Source organism: Polaromonas sp. P1_F4 (assembly GCF_056405675.1).
Genome location: NZ_JBFUBP010000002.1, coordinates 546,271 through 565,197 on the forward strand (window position 1 = coordinate 546,271; position 18,927 = coordinate 565,197).

Consider the following 18,927-nt stretch of genomic DNA (forward strand, 5'->3'; position numbering starts at 1 on the left):
AAAAGCTCAATGCGGCGCAGACTGCTGACCGATCAGCGTCAGCAGCAAAGGCATGTCCACGTTGCCGCCCGACAGCACGAGCACCGCATCCTGGCCGCCCAAGGGCATGCGGCCGGCCAGCACAGCCGCCAGCGCCACGGCACCACCGGGCTCCACCACCAGGCGCAGCTCTTCCAACGCAAAACGCATGGCTGCGGCAACTTCCGCGTCGGTCACCGAGTGGGCCGCGCCTAGCAGCAGCCGGTTGATGGCAAAGGGCAGTTCGGCGGGTGTGGCCGCCTGCAGTGCGTCGCACACCGAGCGCGCGCCTGTCGGGTTGCTTTCGCGGCGGCCCGAAGCCAGCGAACGGAGCGTGTCGTCGAAAGCGTCAGGCTCCACCGCCACGATGCGCGTGCGCGGCGAGAGTTGTTCCAGCACCAGGCCGCTGCCCGCCAGCAGGCCGCCGCCCCCGCAGGGTGCGATGAAGGTGTGCAGGCGCGCCAGCGCGTCCGGTGGGAGGTCGCGCAGCGCCTCGAGCGCGACAGTGCCCTGCCCCGCCAGCACGTCGGGGTGGTCGCCCGGCGGCACCAGCACCCCGCCGGTCTCGGCCAACAGCTGCATGCCGATGGCTTCGCGGCTTTCGGTGCGGCGGTCGTACTGGCGTACCTGCGCACCCTGCTGGAGGGCCTTGTCTACCTTGTTGCGGGGGGCGTCAACGGGCATGACGATGGTCGCGCTCGCGCCCACCTGCCGGGCCGCCCAGGCGACAGCCTGCCCGTGGTTCCCCGTGGAATACGCCACCACGCCCCTGGCACGCTGCGCCGGCTCCAGCATCAGCAGCGCGTTGAAAGCGCCCCGGGCTTTGAACGAGCCGGTGACCTGCAGGCATTCGGGCTTGATCCACACCGCGCCGCCGGCGATGTTGTCGAGCGCCGGCGACCGCAGCAGCGGCGTGTGCCGGACGTAGTGGCGCAGCCGCAGGGCCGCGCGCTCCACGTCGGAGAACACCGGCACTCTCATCTCGCCCAGCAGTTCGTGCTGGATGCTCGCAGGCCGGAGCGCACCCGCCGGGGCGGTTTGTTCATTCAGGGACAGGGCTTGCATGGAACGTTTGCGCTTTACTGGTAGGAAGCCGGGTCGCCGGAGTCGGTCGGGCGGGCAATCACGGCCTTGAGCGCATCGCTCATCGGCACGTTCAGGTTGATGCCCTTGGGCGCGATGGGCGACTGGAACCATTTGGCATAGAGCTTGTGGATCTCGCCGCTTTTGAAGGTGTCAGTGATGGCCTGGTCGACGACTTTCTTGAAGTCCGCGTCACCCTTGCGCAACATTACGCCGTAGGGTTCGACCGACAGGGCCTCTTTGGATATGACGTAGTCGGCCGGCGACTTGGCGTTGGCGGCCATGCCGTAGAGGATGATGTCGTCCATGGCATAGGCTGCGATGCGGCCGGAGTCCAGCATGGCCAGGCCTTCGCCGTGGTCCACCACCGGGGTCACGTTCATGCCCAGGTTTTTCTGCGCATTGAGCGAGACCATCAGCTTGACATTGGAAGAACCCGAGGTGGCCGACACACCCTTGCCGCGCAGATCGGCAACAGATGCGATGTTCGAACTCTTTTTGCTCATCAGTCTGGTGGCGGTGACGAAGGTCGTCGGGCCGAACGCCACCTGCTGCTGGCGCTCTAGGTTGTTGGTGGTGTTGCCGCATTCCAGGTCTATCGTGCCGTTGGCCATCAGCGGTATACGCGTGGCGGAAGCCACCGGCTGCAATTTGGCCGCGACGGGAATGCCGAGGCGCTTGCCCGTGGCTTCAACAATTTTCATGCACAGGTCGATGTGGTAGCCGATGTACTGCTGCTTGTCATCCAAGTAAGAAAAGGGCGCGGACGTGTCGCGCACGCCGAGCACCAGCGTGCCGCTCTCTTTGACCTTCTTCAGCGTGCCGGTCAGCTCTTGCCCGCCGGCGGTGCCGAGGGTGCAGGCAACGAGCGCCGCCGCGACCCATGGAAGTTTGAATTTTCTGCTCATGTAAGGCTCCTGATGTGTCCTTGGGCCTGGGGAGGGCCCGGGGGGGGGTGGAGGCGCACCACACCGTGTCGGGAGCGCCTTGGCTTCAATGTTATGGCGCAAAGATTCATATAAGATCGAAAATTATTCGCTCTTCACATGAATCTTCTTAATGTGTTGAGTCATGAGGAGCCATACTGGCCTGATTTATCCCGCCCTCAAGGAGCGCCATGATCCGTTACCTCAACACCCTTGCCGCCATTGCACGCCACGGCACATTCGCAGCCGCCGGCGACCGTATCGGCCTGACGCAGTCGGCCGTCAGCGTCCAGATGCGCAAGCTCGAAGAGGCACTGGGCCTTACGCTGTTTGACCGCAGCGGCCGCGGCGCCGTACTGAATGAAGCCGGGCGCCGCGCCTTGGTGCACGCCGAGCAGATCGTGTTGCTGTTTGGCCAGATGACGGCAGGCGTGGACGACGCCGAACTCACGGGTACCCTGCGAGCCGGCGCTGTCATGACCAGCCTGCTGGGCGATGTGGTGGACGCGATGCCGGCCTTCAATAAGCGTTTTCCAAAGGTGGAAGTCCACCTGACGCCGGGGGGCTCTATGGAGCTCCTGACGGCGGTTGAAAAGCAGCGACTGGACTGCGCGTTGATCGTCAAGCCTTCCTACCCCATTGATGGAGTGCTCACCTGGAAGTCGCTGCGACAGGAACCTTTCGTGCTGCTCACGGCGGCGGGCGAAAAGTCCAGCGACGTGGCGGCGCTGTTGTCCAGCCGTCCCTTCATCCGCTACGACCGGCACTCCCACGGCGGCAGCCTGGTAGAGCGCTTCGTCAAGAGAAAACGCTACAGCCTCATGGAAGCCATGGAGACGGACTCGATCGAGACCATCGGCCTTCTGGTTGAGCGTGGCATGGGCGTGGCCATTGTGCCGCGCTCACCGGCGCTCAGGGTGCTAGGCCTGAAGGTGCGCGAGGTGGACTTGGCCGGAGACACCTTTTACCGCGAAGTCGGCCTGGTGGAACGGTCGGACAGCCCGCGCGCGCACCTGAGCAATGACTTCTGGCGCGTCATTTCAAAGCAGAAGCCGAGAAAAGTCACTTCGGCACCTTAAAGCCAAGGCCTGCAACGCGAAAACGGCGATACATGAATAAATTGAATGTATCAATGCATATTTATTCAAGTTCAGTTGAACACCATTTGTTAGATTAGCCCATCACACGGGCGAGGCGGCCCCTCCGGCCGTCATCCCGCAGCCATCTGGCTGGCCACAAACGCGCGGCCGTGGAGAAATGAGGTTAATCATGACTAACGCAAATACATCGCCCCGCCGGATGATGCTGGGCTCACTGGTGGCGCTTTCGGCGTTCGTCGGCCTGGCCCTCCCCGCGGCCGCCCAGGACATCACGATAGGGACCAAGCTTGAGCTCAACACGCTGGATCCGCATTTCTTCGCGTCATTTCCCGCGGGGTCTTCCCATGAGCTGATATACGAAAAGCTGACCTTTCAGGATGCCAACGGCGTGATCCAGCCGCAGCTGGCGCTGAGCTGGAAGATGTTGAGCGACCAGTTGTGGGAGTTCAAGCTACGCCCCAACGTCAAATTCCATGACGGCACACCACTCACCGCGGCGGACGTGGCCTTTACCATTGAGCGCATTCCTGCTGTGCCCAACAGCCCGAACTCGTTTGCGCAGTACACGCGCAACATCGAGCGCGTAGAGCAGGTCAACCCCCTCACGGTGCGCATCCACACCAAAGCGCCTAACCCGGCCCTGCCGCTGGAAATGTCGACCCTCTTCGTCGTCTCGGCCAAGAACGGCAAGGGCGCCACCACGGCCGACTACAACAGCGGCAAAAAGGCCATCGGCACCGGGCCCTACAAACTGGCGGAATGGGTGAGCGGCGAACGCCTTGTGGTGCAGCGCTTTGAAGGCCACTGGGGGGGCAAGCCCACCTGGAGCAAGGTCACCGAACGCGTTATTGCCAAGGACTCCTCACGGCTGGCGGCGCTGCTGTCGGGCCAGGTCGACGCGATCGATCTGGTGCCGATCTCCGACCTCTCGCGCGTGAAGGCCGACCCGCGCTACACGCTCTTCAGCGGCCCTGCGGCGCTGGTGCATTACATCGCGCTGGACTCCGCGCGCGACGTGTCGCCCTTCATTAAGGCCAGGGACGGCTCAGCGCTGGCGAAGAATCCCCTGAAGGATGCGCGCGTGCGAAAAGCACTCTCGCTAGCGCTCAACCGCAAGCTGATTTCCGAACGTCTGATGGAAGGCAGCGCCGTGCCCACCGCGCAGATCCTGCCCACCAACTTTGCCGGCACCAGCAAGACGCTAAGGCCCGATGCCTTCGACGCGGCCCGGGCCAAGGCGCTGCTGGCCGAAGCCGGCTGGCCCGACGGCTTCCGCCTGACACTGCACGCCACGGTGGACCGTTACCCGAATGACACCGCCATCGCGCAGGCCATCGCTGCCAGCTGGACGCGCATCGGCCTGGCCGTGGATGTCGAGACCATGCCCGGCGCAGTGTTCTTCGGCCGCGCCGCCCGCCAGGAGTTCTCGGCCTTTTCGGCCCAATACGGCTCGGACGACGCGGGCAGCGGCCTGCGCACGCTGCTCGGCACGGTGGACCCCGAGAAGGGCTCCGGCTCGGCCAACCGCACGAAATACAGCAACCCTGGGCTGGACCGCCAGCTCGCCATGGCCATGGCGGTGATGGACGACAGCCAGCGCAGCACCCAGTTGGCGCAGGTGACCGAGGCCTTCATGGCGGACGAAGGCCTGATTCCGGTTTTCCATCCCGCCTTCGACTACGCCGCCAGGAAAGGCCTGGTAGTGACGCACCGCCCGCAGCGGCGCTTTAACGCGCTGATGATCAAGCCGGGAAAATAAGATGCTTGTCTATATCTTCAGGCGGCTGGCGCAGACCGCGCTGGTTCTGCTGGTAACGTCGGTGCTGGTGTTCTCCGGCATCTTCGTGATCGGCGACCCCATCGAGCTGCTCGTCAGCCCGCAGGCCGACCAGATCGAGAAGGACCGCGCCCGCGCCGCGCTGGGCCTAGATCAGCCGGTTGTCAGCCAATACGCCCGCTTTCTCGGCAATGCCCTGCAAGGCGACCTCGGCATGAGCTTTGTGCACGGCCGCCAGGCGCTGGACGTCATCCTCGAGCGCATGCCCGCCACTCTGGAGCTTGCGCTGCTGGCGATGCTTATTGCGCTGGTCTTTGGCATACCGCTGGGCCTGTACGCTGGCCTCAAGCCGGACAGCCTGGGGGCCAAGACCATCATGGCCGGCTCCATCGTCGGCTTCTCACTGCCCAGCTTCTGGGTCGGCCTGCTGCTGATCCTGGTCTTTGCGGTGCAGCTGGGCTGGCTGCCATCGACGGGCCGCGGCCCCGTGGTCGACGTGATGGGCCTCAAGCTTTCCATCCTGCACTGGGACGGCCTCAAGCATGCGCTGCTGCCGGCGCTCAACTTGGCGCTCTTCAAGCTGGCGCTGATCATCCGCCTTACCCGCGCCCAAGTGCGCGAGAACGTGCTGCTGGACTATATCCGCTTCGCCCGCGCCAAAGGCCTGACGAACCGCCGCGTGCTAGGCGTGCACCTGATGAAAAATATCATGATTCCGCTGGTGACCGTGGTGGGCCTAGAGTTCGGCTCGGTCATCGCCTTTGCCGTCGTGACCGAATCCATCTACGCCTGGCCGGGGATGGGCAAACTGGTGGTGGACTCGATCTTCCAGTTGGACCGCCCTGTCGTCGTCGCCTACCTGATGATCACCGTGCTGATGTTCATTGCCATCAACCTGGTGGTGGACCTGCTTTATTCGATGCTGGACCCGCGCGTCCGTCTGGATGCGAACCCATGATGTCCTTTGCTCCGCCTCCCAAATCCTCTGTGCCCGCACCGAAGGAAGACACACCGCTGCGCCGTTTCGCGCGCGACTATGCCGGTTCGTACATCGCGCTCTTCGGCCTGACGCTTCTGGCAGCCGTACTGCTGGTCGCCGTCTTCGCGCCGTGGATAGCGCCGCAGAATCCCTATGACCTGGCCGGCCTGGACCTGATGGAGTCCCGGCTGCCGCCAGGCTCGGCGTCGGGCGACGGCACGCTTATCTACCTGCTGGGCACCGATGCACAGGGCCGGGACATGCTGTCGGCCATCCTCTACGGCCTACGCGTCTCGCTAATCGTCGGCGTGACCAGCGGCATTGCCGCCATGAGCCTGGGCGTGACACTGGGCATTCTGGCAGCCTATCTGGGTGGGCGTTTCGAACAGGTGCTGATGCGCATCGTGGACATCCAGCTGGGATTCCCGTCCATCCTGGTCGCGCTCGTGCTGATCGCCATGCTGGGCAAGGGCGTCGACAAGGTCATCATCGCACTCATCGCCGTGCAATGGGCGTTTTATGCGCGCACGGCCCGCTCAGCCGCGCTGGTAGAGCGCCACAAGGACTATATGGAAGCCGCGCGCGGCCTGGGCCTCACGCCCATACGCATGGTGCTGCGCCACCTGTTGCCCAACGCCCTGCCGCCGATGATCGTGGTGGGGACGGTGCAGGTCGCGCATGCGATCTCCCTGGAGGCCACGCTGTCATTCCTGGGTCTGGGCCTGCCGCCTACGCAGCCCTCGCTGGGCCTGCTGATCGCCAACGGCTACGAGTCGCTGCTGTCGGGCAAGTACTGGATCTCGGTTTATCCCGGCATTGCGCTGCTGCTGACCATCCTGGCTATCAACCTTGTCGGCGACCAGTTGCGCGACGTACTGAACCCGAGGCTCGCCAAATGAACGACACATCCACCCGCAAGGAAACACCCCTGCTTGAAGTCAGCAAGCTCGTCACGGAATTCAGCACGCGCGACGGCATTGCCCGCGCCGTGAATGGCGTGTCTTTTTCGCTCAGGGCGGGCGAAGTATTAGGGCTGGTCGGGGAGTCGGGCTCGGGCAAGTCGGTCACCGGCTTTTCCATCATGGGCCTGGTAGACGCACCCGGCCGCATTGCCGGCGGCAGTGTGAAGTTCGAGGGCAGCGAACTTGTCGGCGCCTCGGCCGAGTCGCTGCGGCGGCTGCGGGGCAACCGCATCGCGATGATCTTCCAGGACCCGATGATGACGCTCAACCCCGTGCTGCGAGTGGACACGCAGATGATGGAAACCATTCACGCGCATGAGCGCGTCAGCGCGAAAGCCGCACGCTCCCGCTGCGCTGAAGTCTTGCGCAAGGTCGGCATCGCTTCGGTCGAAGAACGACTGTTGCAATACCCGCACCAGTTTTCCGGCGGTATGCGCCAGCGCGTGGCGATCGCCATCGCACTGCTCAACCGGCCGGCACTCATCATTGCCGACGAGCCCACGACGGCGCTGGACGTGACGGTGCAGGCGCAGATTCTTTATGAAATGCAGGAGCTGGTGCGCGAAGCAGGCACCGCTCTGATCTGGATCACGCACGACTTGGCCGTCGTCGCGGGCCTGGCCGACCGGCTGGCGGTGATGTATGCCGGCCGCATTGTCGAGGAGGGCCCTGTCGGAGATGTGCTGGACTCGCCGCTGCACCACTACACGCGGGGGTTACTGGGCTCGGTGCCGGCCGCCAACGAACGCGGCAGCCGCATGTACCAGATCCCGGGCATGGCGCCATCGCTGTTGCGCCTGCCGCCGGGCTGCGCGTTCGCACCGCGCTGCAGTGCTGCCAGCCCGGAGTGCGCCAGGGATGTCATGCTGAACGAGGTCAGGCCGCGGCGCGGCGTGCGCTGTTTCCACCCCGTAGGCGCGGCGCTGGGGGTTTGCGCATGAGCACCGCCTTGCTGGAGATTCGAAATGTGTCCAAGCGCTTTACCCGAAAGCTGGACATCATCGAGAAAGTCGCCTCGCGCCTGGGCGTGAAGATCCAGAAGCAGACGGTCCACGCGGTAGACGGCGTGAGTTTCGATGTGCGCGCAGGTGAGGTCGTCAGCCTGGTCGGTGAGTCCGGTTGCGGCAAGTCCACCCTGGGACGGGTGGTCGCGGGCCTGCATGGCGCCTGTGAGGGCGAGGTGCTCTTGGACGGTAAGACGGTGCTGGTCAAGCCCGGTGCCAGGCCCTCGGTGCAGATGATCTTTCAGGATCCGTTTGCCTCGCTCAATCCGCGCATGCGGGTCGGTGACGCCATCGCCGAGGCGCCTGTGGCGCACGGCTTCATCAGCCGGGGCGAAGCGGCAGACTATGTGGCGGGCCTGCTGCGGCAGGTCGGGCTGGACCCGGACTGCATGCGCCGTTACCCGCATCAATTCTCGGGCGGGCAACGCGCCCGCGTCGGCATTGCCCGGGCGTTGGCGGTCAAACCCGGCTTTCTTGTTTGCGACGAGGCCGTGGCAGCGCTGGACGTTTCGATCCAGGCGCAGGTGCTGAATCTCTTCATGGACCTGCGCGAGCGGCTGGGCCTGACCTATCTTTTCATCAGCCACGACCTGGGGGTGGTGCGGCACCTGTCGGACCGCGTGGTCATCATGTACCTAGGACGGGTGATGGAAAGCGGAGCGGTCGACGAGCTCTATATAAGGCCCAACCACCCCTATACGCAGGCCTTGCTGGCGGAGATCCCGCGGCTGGACCGGCGCCATACCCGCTTCACGCCTATCCGAGGCGAGATCCCTTCGCCGCTCCATCCGCCCACGGGCTGTCACTTTCATCCGCGCTGCCCGCACGCCGGCCCGCGTTGCGCCGCTGAGCAGCCGGTGCTGCGCGAGGTTTCACCCGGCCAGCAGTCAGCTTGCCACCTGAATGACACACAAGGCACGGCCCTCGCCTGAACCCACGAGCACCATGAGCACCTCTCCTTCACTTCCCCGTATCGCTGTCGGCGGTTTCCTGCTTGAGAGCAACTACCACTCCCCGGTGGCGACCCGCGCCGAGTTCCAGTCCGTCTGCACGCTGGCCGGCGCCGCCTTCCAGGCCGACTGGGAAAGCGCCAGCCCCACCTGCACCAACAATATCAGCGGCTTTGTCGCCGGCATGAACGCGACCGGCGCTTGGCAGCCGGTTCCTCTCCTCATCGCCCAGGCGCATGCCAGCGGCGAAGTGGAGCAGGACTACTTCGACGAAATCGTCGCGGACTTCTGTGCACGGCTGCAGCGGGCGCTACCGGTGGACGGCGTTTTCATCGCAATGCACGGCGCGGCCAGCGCCACCGGCGACGCCGACCCGGACGGCACGCTGCTTGAAGCGGTGCGCAGGATCGTCGGCAAGGATGTACCCATCGTCACGACGCTGGACCTGCATGCCAACGTCGTCGCGCGCATGGTAGACAACGCCGACCTGATGGCCGCTTACCTCACCAACCCGCACGTGGACATGCGCGAACGCGGTGCCGAGTGCGCGCGTGCACTGCGCGAAATGCTGGGCGGGATGCGCACCGCCAAAGGCTTCGTCAAGCTGCCCTTCGCTCCGCCCTCGGTCACCCAGAACACCGCCTCAGGCCCATATGCCGACCTGATTGCCTTCGGCCAGTCCAAGGTCGACGCGGACGTGCTCAACGTGTCCATCTCGTCCGGCTTCACGCTGGGCGATACGCCCAAGAACGGCATGTCAGTCATCGTGACCACGCGGGGCCAGCAGGCCAAGGCACAGGCGCTGGCCAACGAGATCGCCAGCTTTGCCTGGAATCACCGGCACCGCTATGTGCCGCAGATGACGTCGCTGGCCGACGCGACCGCGAAGGCCCTGGCCTGCGGCCGGGACATGGCAGTGTCGCCGCTGATCTTTGCGGACATCGCCGACAACCCCGGTGGTGGCGCGCGAGGCAACACGGTGTGGATACTCAAGGGTTTCGTGGAAGCCGGCGTGAGCGGCGCCGTCGTCGGGCCTTTTTATGACCCAATGCTGGCCGCCGAGGCTCACCAGTTGGGCGAAGGAGAGGTGTTTGAGGCGCGCTTCAACCGAGACGAAACGCACCCGCTCTCTGGCCGCTTCGCCGCGCAGGCTGTGGTTGAACGCCTGCACCAGGGAAGTTATGTCGCACGGCGGGGCATCTCAGCCGGCAACGTCATCGCCAACGGGCCCACAGTGCTGCTGCGCATAGGCGGCGTCCAGGTCGTGGTGGTCAGCCGCCGCGACCAGGCGCGCGACGCGGTGCAGTTCGAAATGCTGGGTATAGACCTCTCCACGGTCCGCGCCATGGTGGTCAAGTCGCGCGGGCACTTCCGCGCGGCCTTCGACGAGTTTTTCACGAGCAGCCAGGTGGTGGAGGTCGACGTTCCCGGTCTCACCACTGCAGTGCTCGCCAACGTGCCGTGGAAGCGTATTCCACGGCCTATCTTCCCGCTGGACCTGGACGCCCAATGGGCGCCGGCCTCCGGCCAACCAACTTCCGGAGTGACTTCATGAGGGTGAAACTGATGATGGGAAAAATTCTTTGCGCGCTGCTGGTATGCGCCGGCGCCGCAGCACAGGCGCAGCAGGCCGGCACAGTCCATTTCCCGAGCCTGGACGGAAGCACGCAATTGGTGGCCTATGTGTACAAGCCCTCCACGCCAGGCCCGCACCCGGCCGTGGTGTTGATGCATGGCCGCGGCGGCCTGTACTCCAGCCTGAAGGAGACCACCGACGCCAACTCCCTGAGTTCGCGCCACGCGTTCTGGGGCAAGTTCTGGGCCGAGCGAGGGTACGTCGCCCTGCTGGTAGATTCATTCGGGCCACGAGGCTATGCGAAAGGCTTTGCAGCGGGTACCAATGACGGCCGTCGACCCGCCAACCTCAACGAGGTAACTGTCCGTCCGCTTGACGCTTACGGCGCCCTCAAGTACCTGCGCGAGCAGCCCGACGTCATAGCGACCCAGGTCTTCTTGCAGGGATGGTCCAACGGCGGTAGCGCGGCGCTGTCCACCGCATCGGCCAGCGCCCCGGGTGCCTCCGCGCCCACGACGGCGTCGGGCTTTCGCGCCATCCTCGCTTTCTACCCGGCCTGCACCCAGGTTACGCAGCATTACACAGCCGCCTACAAGACGTACACGCCGATGATCCTGTTCATCGGCAGCGACGACGAGGAAGTGAATCCGAAAAACTGCCGCATCCTGGCAGAGAACGCACAGCGCAATGGCAGCGAACTGGACCTGGTCTGGTACGAAGGCGTCACCCACTCCTTCGACACCCCGAGCAAGGCTCGTCAGGCGGTGGAAGCCAACGTCCGCGCCACGGAAGACAGCATCCGCCGCTCCGTGGAATTCTTCAGCCGCTACACGCGCTGAACTAAAAGCAGCCAGGCGCACCGGACGGTGCGCCTGGCTGGGCTGCGGCCAAGGCGGCCGACCATTTACCAGAGGACTTCCTGCATGAAAAAACTGCCAGGTCAGGCATTTCGCTGCGCGCTTGCCGTCACCGTTGCTGTCGCCACGCTTCCGGTTCACGCCGGGTTGCTCGACACCATCCGCGAGAGCGGCGAGATCACCCTCGCGCACCGTGACGCGGCCATTCCCATGTCCTACCTGGACGGCGATCAACGGCCCGTCGGCTATGCCATGGACTTGTGCCTGAAGGTCGTCGCAGCCATCCGGCAGGAGCTGAAGCTGAAGGACCTCGTCGTGCGGTATCTGCTGGTCACACCGGCCACGCGGCTCTCGGCCGTGGCCGATGGCAAGGCGGCCATGGAGTGCGGATCCACCACCAACAATGCCGAGCGCCGCAAGATCGTGGACTACACCATCGCGCACTTCATCACGTCCGCGCGATTCCTGGTTCGCAGCGACTCGGGCATCACCAAGATGGCCGACCTGGCCGGCAGGCCCGTGGTGTCCACCACTGGCACGACCAACCTAAAAACACTGCGCCGGCTGGACGCGGAGTACAACTACCGGATGAAGGTCGTCGAGGCCAAAGACCACAACGAGGCTTTCGGCATGGTGGCAGCCGGGAAAGCCGACGCATATGCCATGGACGACGTGCTGCTCTACGGCCTGCGCGCCAACGCGCCAGACCCGTCGAAGTTCAGCGTGGTCGGCAAGCCCATGACCATAGAACCCTATGCCATCGTGCTGCCCAAGGGCGACGCCGCCTTCAAGAAGGTGGTCGACAAGGAGATGCGCCGCATCATCCTGAGCGGCGAAATCACCGCCATCTACGCCAAATGGTTCCAGCAGCCGATTCCGCCGCGCGGCATCAACATGGAATTGCCGATGCCCTATGTTCTGAAAGACTCCTTCAAATACCCAAGCGACAAGGTGGCGGACCTGGAGAACTAAGGCGGGTCTCGGCCTGACGGCCAGAAAATACGGACCAAATTGTCGGCATCAAGCCTCAACGCCGAGATGAGAAAGATGCCGATGGCAAAGAGCTAAGCCGCCGTCTAGATGACTGATTCGACAGCATTGACGACTTTAAAAAGTCGCTGCCGCAAGGCAAGAGCTAGCCGGGGGGGGCAAGCATTTTGTAGACAAATCTAGAGCATTGAAAGACGGCAACGAGGTGCACGAGACACGAGCGGCGTCGTTCACTGGAACTCTTGATGTGTTGACTTCCGTTGCAGTCTGATCCGAGTTTGGAGTAAACCCCTCAGGCTGGACCACGGGACCATCAGAACTAAGCGACTCCCGAGCGAGTTGCAATTTAAATTCGTTCAGTGAAGGATAACCACCTGCGGAATGAGGCCGCTTGGCGTGGTAGACCTCTTCGATGAAGCGTGGCAGCCCGGTGGCTGCATTTCGCAAAGGTCTCGCGCCGGCCAAGTACAGCTGCTCGACCTTGTGCGTCTTCATAAAGCTCCCCACCTGGGCATTGTCATACGGATTGGCCGGTGAACTCCTCGAGCCGGGAAGCCCAGCGTCTCGCAACGCCCTCCGGTAAGTCTCGCTCGCGTATTGACATTCGCGGTCCGCGTGATAAATGCAACCTGGCGAAGGCCGCTTGCTCTCAAGTGCTGCACGTAGTGCCGCCAGTGCCAGTTGCGTGTCAATCTTATTCACCAGTTCTTGTTGAGCCTCACCATCAGGGTGCCGGTGTTGTTGCCCTGGACCCATTTGCGGTAGTAGGCGACGCCGCCGGTGAAGCTGTCGGTCCAATGCACCTTCACGCCCAGGTTCAGCTCCAGCGCCGTGTTGTCGGTGGGCGCGCCCTGTACGCTAAAGACGGCCGCGCCGGGTGCATCGGCGAAGGACAGTTCCATGCTGCCCGGGTTGCCACCTTTGACACGAGACACGGCCATGCCGGCGTCCAGTGTGGTCTTCCTGCGCGGGGAGTCGTGCAGTCGGAACTCGGTGCGAACGCCGGCGGAAAGCTCCAGCGGTTTGTCGGTGCGCTTGTCCACCGCCAGCGAGAAACCACCGCCGCCTTGCTCCACATACGCATCCTGGCGGATCACCGTCTGGCGCAGGCCGGCGTAGGGCTCGACGCGCCAGGCCGGCGACAGGCTGATGCTGCGGCCGGCTTCCAGGCGCAGGCTGGGCGTGAAACTGGAAAATCGGCTTTGCGCCAGGGTGTCGACGCCCGCGAACACAATGCGGCGGTCCACGCGGTGTTTCCGCCAGGCCAGGTTTGCGTAGCCACCGGCGTACCAGCTGTCATGCGACCAGCGCGCGTAGCCGGCTAGGTTAAAGGCGCTCGTGTCCAGGGTATCGACGCCCAGCATGCCGTTTTCGCGGCCACTCCCGGCCGCTAGGCCCAGCGATACGTCGCCGCCCGCCAGCGGTTGCTGGGGGCGCCAGTCCATGCCCAACTGCACCATGCGCGCGTCCACGTCGCCGCCCGCAATGCCCTGCGCGCTGTCGCCGGCGATCCGGTTGCGGCCGTTGACCACGGCCATCCAGCCGTCCAGCGCCGGCCTGGCACTGGCCGCATCCAGGCCCAGGCGCAGGCCCGACTGCAAGGACGACACCGGCGCGGCGGATGGCGGTGTGAGCCGGCTGTAAAACTTCAGCTGGCCGGATGTGCGCACGGCCTCGGCACCACCCGCACCGCCCTGGTGCACATGCGACATCAGCAGCTCGTCCAGCGAGTCGTTCATGCGGTACATCTGCCGCGCCGCCGTGGCATGTGCGCTGCCGCTGACCGCGGTGAGCGCCTCCCGCGCATCGACGACCGACAGCGCGTCGAGTTTTTGCGGTGCGCTGGAGCCGGAGAGCGCTAACGCAGTGAGGGCCTGCCCCGCCCCGGCTTGGTTGGGTGTGGTCGCCACCTGCGCATAGCTGGGCACCGACATGCCCGAGGCCGCCGCGAAGGTCACTATCGCGGAATTGGCGGTGTAGCTCAGCGTGGGAGCCAAGTAGGCATAGTCGTGCTGCACGCCGCCACTGAAAGTGCCGGTACGCGTTCCGGCCTGCACCAGGGTGCGTGTCATGCCCGCGGTGACGGCGCTGCCGGCGCCGCTGCCCGCCTGGATGATGAGCTTGCCGCTGAGCTGCGCCGTGCCCGAGACGTTCAGGCGGCCGAAATTGGCCGCCGCGTCCACCGTGGTCAGCAGCGAGGAGCCGGTGCCCATGGTGAAGTTGCCGGTGACCGAATGGGTGGCGCTGTCCAGGCCCAGCCGCCCGCCATTGCCCAGGCCGGAGGCGGTTTGCGCGGCCAGTGTGACGTTGCCGGTGACCGAGGCGCTGCCCCCGGCGCCGCCGGCCATCCTGAAAACGGCGGCCGGGCTGGCCTGCGTGCCGCCGGCGCTGACGCTCACGCCCGAGGCCAGCGAGGCGCCCTGCAGCGTGAAGCCGCCGGCGCTCACCGTGGTGCCGCCCGAGTAGGTGTGCGTGCCGCCGTCGAACACCTGGGTGCCGGCGCCGTTGATGCGCACGTCCCCGCCGCCGATGACGCTGCCGTAATAGGTGTTGGTGGTCCCCGCGGCCGGCTGCAGGGTCAGCACGCTGGACGAGCCGGTGATGCGCACGATGGAATCGGACGGGCCGGTGATGCCGCGCATGCGCTGGCTGGAATTGAGCAGGTGCAGTGTGGCGTAGTGGCCCGAGGTCGGGTTGGGCAGGTACTGCGAATACACGCCGTTGGTGTCGAGGATGTCGTCGGCCGCCACCGCGTCGTAGAGCCGGTTGTTGAAGTAGTCGAACATTTGCAGCCGGTCCGGCGTAAAACCGGTGGCGTAGCTGCGCGTGGTGTTGCCGCTGCCCGAGATGTTGGCCTGGCGCGTGGCGTTGTTGGCGAAGGTCGAGCTGTTGGCCACGCCGCCGTTGATGCTGCTGTCCATCACCGTCCAGGACATGCGCGACTTCAGCACGTCGTCAGTGGTGTTGGCATAGTCGCCCGAGAGGCCGCCCGACTCCATGCCCACATAGGAATTGGGAAACACCGAGGGCGCCGAGCTGTAGGCCGTCGACGAGGTGGCCGGCGACTGGTAGAAAGGTTTGGACACGTCGAGCTGCAGGCCGTACTGCTCCTGCGTGTCGCGCTGCGTGCTGCCCTGCGCCAGCAGGTCGTGGGTGTCGACGGTGCGGCACTTGAAGCTGCTGGCCGCGCCGCCCGCGCTGGCGCTGGCCATGCCCAGGTCGCGGCAGTCACCGGCGCGCACCAGGTTCTGGTCGGCCGTGCTCAGGCCGCTGCCGGCCAGCGCGCTGTACACGTTGCCGCTGCTCACGGTGGCGCGCATGAACACGTTGTTCTGCTGGGCCACGTCGAGCTGCACGGTTTTGCCGCTGAAGCTGGCGCGCAGGTTCTCGGTGCGCGGCGCGCTGTGCGGAAGGAATTCCAGCGGGTTGCGCGCGAAGCGCTCGTTGGCGCCGTTGTCGGCGTTGTAGGCCGACTCGCTGATGCTGGTCGGCACCACCAAGTAGGTCAGGTGCAGGTGCACGTTGTTGGCGCCCGACAGGCCCATGCGCCCCAACACGGTGGAACCGCCGCTCACCAGCGTGCCGTTGCTGCCGCTGAGGTTGGTGGCGGCGTTCAGCGTGGTGCCGCCGTCGGCCGCCGAGCCTATGGAATAAAGGTGGTTGTAGACGGTGTAGCGCCGCGACTCGCCGAGCACCGGGTGCATGAAGGTGGCCACACCGTTGTCGTGCCGCAGGATGACCTGATTTTCCTGCGCGCCGCCGACACCGCTGGGCGCGCAGGGGTGGCCGGCGCCGTAGTCGTTGGAGGTCGCGCTGCCACCCGGCGGCAGGATGCCGTCGCAGCCCGTGGCCGGGTCCAAGGGATTGGTGCGGGGCCGGCGTATGAAGACCACGCGTCCGTCCATCACCGCGTAGGCGTACTCCACGCCCATGGTGTTGCCCAGTTCGGTGGCGTTGCCGATCTTGTTGAGGTCCAGGCCCGCATGCACGTCGAAGCTGCTGCCCAGCTTGCGCGGCGCCAGCGAGTAGCGGATGGTGACCGCGTCCTTCGCGCTGGTGGCCGTGCCGGTGTTGGAGATCACCGGCAGCGGTGTGCCGGTGGTGGGCACTGCGGACGGCACCACGTTGACGTGCAGCGGCCAGTACACCGACTGCGCCATCGCCGGCGCCTGCGTGGCCACCAGGCAGGCGGTGACCGCCTGCGCCACGACGCGCCGCCTGAACCGGGGCGTGCTTGTTCCTCTTGCCATGTCCCTACCCAACCGGCTTGCAGCGTGCATGGCCATCTTTCCTTGTTGTCTGGTTTCGAGGAGGTGATGCCGGCGCAAGCCATCTAGGCTTTGCAACGGCAAACCGGCCCGCTGCGGCGCACAGCCCAGCCGTGGTGCGGGGCATGCCGGCGTCGAAACAGGCTGGACAAATTTGACGTGCAAACACCTCGGGCAGGGAGCCTCACATACCCTGCCTCAGCCATAACCCTGGGTTATCACGTGATGTCAAACGAAAAACGCTGGCCTCCCGGCCGCCATTGAAGGCTGGGCCGTGCCGGCTCGGACATTCGTGTTGAATTCCGTAAAAATCTGATCCACTTAAGGCAGTAATTTCTATCCAAAACTGACCCACGTAGGCACTACCCTGCTTATTATCAAAGCAGGGGAAATTAGGGTGATAGTCGTGGCGACATTGAATGTCATCAGGCGTTGAGCATTGCGGGATCAGATGTCTTCGCGAGGCCTTGCTACCCCAGCATCCTTGACGTGTACAGCACCAAAATCGTGGGTACGCAATCCGTGCACCTTACGCCTCGCGCTCTTCCACCCAGTGTGAGCCGGGGCCATAGACCTCATTGCCAGCGTCAGCGACGATCTGATAGTAGCGACGCGCCTCTTCGGTGGCAGGAGTCCACAGTCCGCCATCTTTCAACTCATCTTCATGATGAACAACATGTGCTGCCCAGCAAAGGCGAATTTCTTTCATGATCTATCTCTCAAGAGTCTCTCGTAGCTCCACCATGACCGCGCTAAGGGAACCGCGATCGCAATCTAGCCATGATCCAGTCGAACTCGACTTTGCCAAGCTCCCATCCCTTACGCCTGATGCCGACATCGACTTCATCCAATAGCTTGGTTAAAGTCAGATCGTGACGTTCAATGCGCTTTCTCTCTGTGTAGGCGGTCAGCTGCTCTACAAGATCTGCGCACATGAGGTACCGTCCACGGCGTTCTTCCTCGGTCAGGCCAATCACATAGCGGCCATCGACCTCACGTGCAGCAACTTTCGGTTGCGCGCCGGTCAGCGTAGTGGGAAATGGATCGTGAGGGAAGTCTTCTGGCACCAAGACTTCTTTTTCGTCGTCGGGAGTATCTTCCCCGGTCACATTGGAGGATTTCATACGCTCTTCCTTGCGGTTTCTGTTGAACACAAAGGCCACAACGCTTCAGAGTAGAAAATCAAAATCCTGTGACTCCCGTCTCAGACCTCTCCAGTGCATCTTCCGGATCGTCATGTTTCCGTCACGGATTGATTTTTGGTTTCTGTACCAAAGCCCGTCCTTAAAATAATGCCTGGCGTTGCATTCTTTGCAGTCGTACCATCCCTCGCGGGACGGAGAATGTAACTTGGCATCAAACCAAGGTGTCAACTTTTCCATGGCAATTACTTTCTGGTAGATGTGTTGAATTCCGCTGAAGTCTGACCCGAGGGGGTGCGGGCAAAAACTTGGACTACCAGGAGGTAGTCCATGCATTCGTAGGCATCCCCACTTATGGAGCAATAGGATGGACACTCCCCCAGCCGATTGGCGAAGCCAACAACCGCGCCCACCACGTGCTTCACCGTCCTACGTGTCGAGGTCTGCGGGTGCTCGTCTCATCTCCTCTATTGACACTTTCATCCCAGTGGGCGGACGCAGCATTCCCTTGAGATCCAATATCGACTTATCCTTGATCCTTGTCACGATGCGCCCAACCCTGGGCTTCGCGTGCTTGCTAGCCAAATACAGATCAAACTGCCATTGCAACCCGGCCCACAAGTCTGGCGATGTCTGCAATGCCAGTCCGAGACGGATCGCCATGTCCGCGGAAATTCCGGATTTCCCATGCAATATGCGTGACAGCACAGAACGGCTAACCGCCAGCTTCCTGGCTGCCTCGGCAATCGAAATGTCGCCCAAGTATTCATGAAGGACCACACCTGGATGATGTGGAGCTTTCCTACGATTCATCTCAGAACTCCAAGTGGTTTCCGTGTGTGCTCACAGCCAAATGTCTCGGTCTGTATACGCTGCTCGCGCCACATCTCGCATGTGCTGCCACAACGCGACACGATTAATGCCTGTTTGTTGAATTGCACTGAAGTCTGACCCGAGTTTTCCATCGAATCTTGACCCACACTCTTTGTGAGCAGAAGGTGCTCACGATGTGGATAAGTTCTTGATCTTCTCCTTTTTGGGCTGAGTTGTGTGGATCTGCCTCAAAGTGCGCCGCTGTTTCCGCGATTTTGTTGCCTCGATTACCAGCCAGGTGGCCAGCTTCTCGGCGTAGGGATCGAGCTTGCTTGAGCTGACCCGTCTTGGGTACTTAGGCTCGCTCTCCTCTGATCGCAGGTGCTTCTTCACGGTGTTGCGAGCCAGGCCTGTACGCCTTGAGATCTCGCGGATGGACATCTGATCCCGCAATGCCCAACGTCTGATGACATTCAATGTCG

At 63.7% G+C, this 18,927-nt stretch carries 16 protein-coding genes and 1 pseudogene; 9 read left to right on the plus strand and 8 right to left on the minus strand.

All coding sequences use genetic code 11. The annotated features are described in order from the left end of the window. Nucleotides 1–6: 6 nt before the first annotated feature. Together AC1DYQ_RS07485 and AC1DYQ_RS07490 are read right to left on the minus strand one after the other, a co-directional pair. Nucleotides 7–1,083, minus strand: a complete 1,077-nt coding sequence (locus AC1DYQ_RS07485) for a threonine ammonia-lyase (RefSeq protein ID WP_477686253.1) — start codon at nucleotides 1,081–1,083, stop codon at nucleotides 7–9. A gap of 14 nt (nucleotides 1,084–1,097) precedes the next feature. Next, complete coding sequence (locus tag AC1DYQ_RS07490; RefSeq protein ID WP_477686254.1) at nucleotides 1,098–2,009, minus strand: amino acid ABC transporter substrate-binding protein; 912 nt, start codon at nucleotides 2,007–2,009, stop codon at nucleotides 1,098–1,100. 209 nt (nucleotides 2,010–2,218) lie between these two features. Here AC1DYQ_RS07490 and AC1DYQ_RS07495 point away from each other — a divergent pair, with 209 nt between their 5' ends. From AC1DYQ_RS07495 to AC1DYQ_RS07535, 9 genes are all read left to right on the plus strand, one after another. Next, the gene (locus AC1DYQ_RS07495; protein ID WP_477686255.1) at nucleotides 2,219–3,106 is read left to right on the plus strand and encodes a LysR family transcriptional regulator; all 888 of its coding nucleotides are present in this window, start codon (nucleotides 2,219–2,221) and stop codon (nucleotides 3,104–3,106) included. A gap of 190 nt (nucleotides 3,107–3,296) precedes the next feature. Further along, nucleotides 3,297–4,886, plus strand: coding sequence for an ABC transporter substrate-binding protein (locus AC1DYQ_RS07500; protein ID WP_477686256.1), 1,590 nt, complete (start codon nucleotides 3,297–3,299; stop codon nucleotides 4,884–4,886). Between the two features lies 1 nt (nucleotide 4,887). Continuing rightward, the gene (locus tag AC1DYQ_RS07505; protein WP_477686257.1) at nucleotides 4,888–5,862 is read left to right on the plus strand and encodes an ABC transporter permease; all 975 of its coding nucleotides are present in this window, start codon (nucleotides 4,888–4,890) and stop codon (nucleotides 5,860–5,862) included. Then, complete coding sequence (locus tag AC1DYQ_RS07510; RefSeq protein ID WP_477686258.1) at nucleotides 5,859–6,782, plus strand: ABC transporter permease; 924 nt, start codon at nucleotides 5,859–5,861, stop codon at nucleotides 6,780–6,782. The genes AC1DYQ_RS07505 and AC1DYQ_RS07510 overlap by 4 nt, the downstream gene beginning before the upstream one ends. Continuing rightward, nucleotides 6,779–7,786, plus strand: coding sequence for an ABC transporter ATP-binding protein (locus tag AC1DYQ_RS07515; protein WP_477686259.1), 1,008 nt, complete (start codon nucleotides 6,779–6,781; stop codon nucleotides 7,784–7,786). The genes AC1DYQ_RS07510 and AC1DYQ_RS07515 overlap by 4 nt, the downstream gene beginning before the upstream one ends. Next, entirely contained in the window at nucleotides 7,783–8,781 is a 999-nt protein-coding gene (locus AC1DYQ_RS07520; protein ID WP_477686260.1) for an ABC transporter ATP-binding protein, read from the plus strand. The genes AC1DYQ_RS07515 and AC1DYQ_RS07520 overlap by 4 nt, the downstream gene beginning before the upstream one ends. Nucleotides 8,782–8,794: 13 nt before the next feature. Then, complete coding sequence (locus AC1DYQ_RS07525; RefSeq protein WP_477686261.1) at nucleotides 8,795–10,354, plus strand: M81 family metallopeptidase; 1,560 nt, start codon at nucleotides 8,795–8,797, stop codon at nucleotides 10,352–10,354. Next, nucleotides 10,351–11,214, plus strand: coding sequence for a dienelactone hydrolase family protein (locus AC1DYQ_RS07530; RefSeq protein WP_477686262.1), 864 nt, complete (start codon nucleotides 10,351–10,353; stop codon nucleotides 11,212–11,214). The genes AC1DYQ_RS07525 and AC1DYQ_RS07530 overlap by 4 nt, the downstream gene beginning before the upstream one ends. A gap of 84 nt (nucleotides 11,215–11,298) precedes the next feature. Then, nucleotides 11,299–12,204, plus strand: a complete 906-nt coding sequence (locus AC1DYQ_RS07535; RefSeq protein ID WP_477686263.1) for an amino acid ABC transporter substrate-binding protein — start codon at nucleotides 11,299–11,301, stop codon at nucleotides 12,202–12,204. A gap of 135 nt (nucleotides 12,205–12,339) precedes the next feature. Here AC1DYQ_RS07535 and AC1DYQ_RS07540 read toward each other — a convergent pair whose 3' ends face one another. From AC1DYQ_RS07540 to AC1DYQ_RS07565, 6 genes and pseudogenes are all read right to left on the minus strand, one after another. Beyond that, entirely contained in the window at nucleotides 12,340–12,978 is a 639-nt protein-coding gene (locus tag AC1DYQ_RS07540) for an integrase core domain-containing protein (RefSeq protein WP_477686264.1), read from the minus strand. Then, on the minus strand, nucleotides 12,921–16,472 hold the full coding sequence (locus AC1DYQ_RS07545; RefSeq protein WP_477686265.1) for an autotransporter family protein: 3,552 nt from the start codon (nucleotides 16,470–16,472) through the stop codon (nucleotides 12,921–12,923). Before AC1DYQ_RS07545 ends, AC1DYQ_RS07540 begins: the two co-directional genes overlap by 58 nt. Nucleotides 16,473–17,019: 547 nt before the next feature. Beyond that, nucleotides 17,020–17,199 (minus strand): hypothetical protein, encoded by a 180-nt coding sequence (locus tag AC1DYQ_RS07550; RefSeq protein WP_477686266.1) that lies wholly within the window; start codon nucleotides 17,197–17,199, stop codon nucleotides 17,020–17,022. A 43-nt stretch (nucleotides 17,200–17,242) separates the two neighbouring features. Next, the gene (locus tag AC1DYQ_RS07555) at nucleotides 17,243–17,614 is read right to left on the minus strand and encodes a hypothetical protein (protein WP_477686267.1); all 372 of its coding nucleotides are present in this window, start codon (nucleotides 17,612–17,614) and stop codon (nucleotides 17,243–17,245) included. A 447-nt stretch (nucleotides 17,615–18,061) separates the two neighbouring features. Continuing rightward, the gene (locus AC1DYQ_RS07560; protein ID WP_477686268.1) at nucleotides 18,062–18,445 is read right to left on the minus strand and encodes a HigA family addiction module antitoxin; all 384 of its coding nucleotides are present in this window, start codon (nucleotides 18,443–18,445) and stop codon (nucleotides 18,062–18,064) included. A gap of 237 nt (nucleotides 18,446–18,682) precedes the next feature. Beyond that, nucleotides 18,683–18,927, minus strand: a pseudogene (locus tag AC1DYQ_RS07565) (IS21 family transposase); the annotation flags it as partial.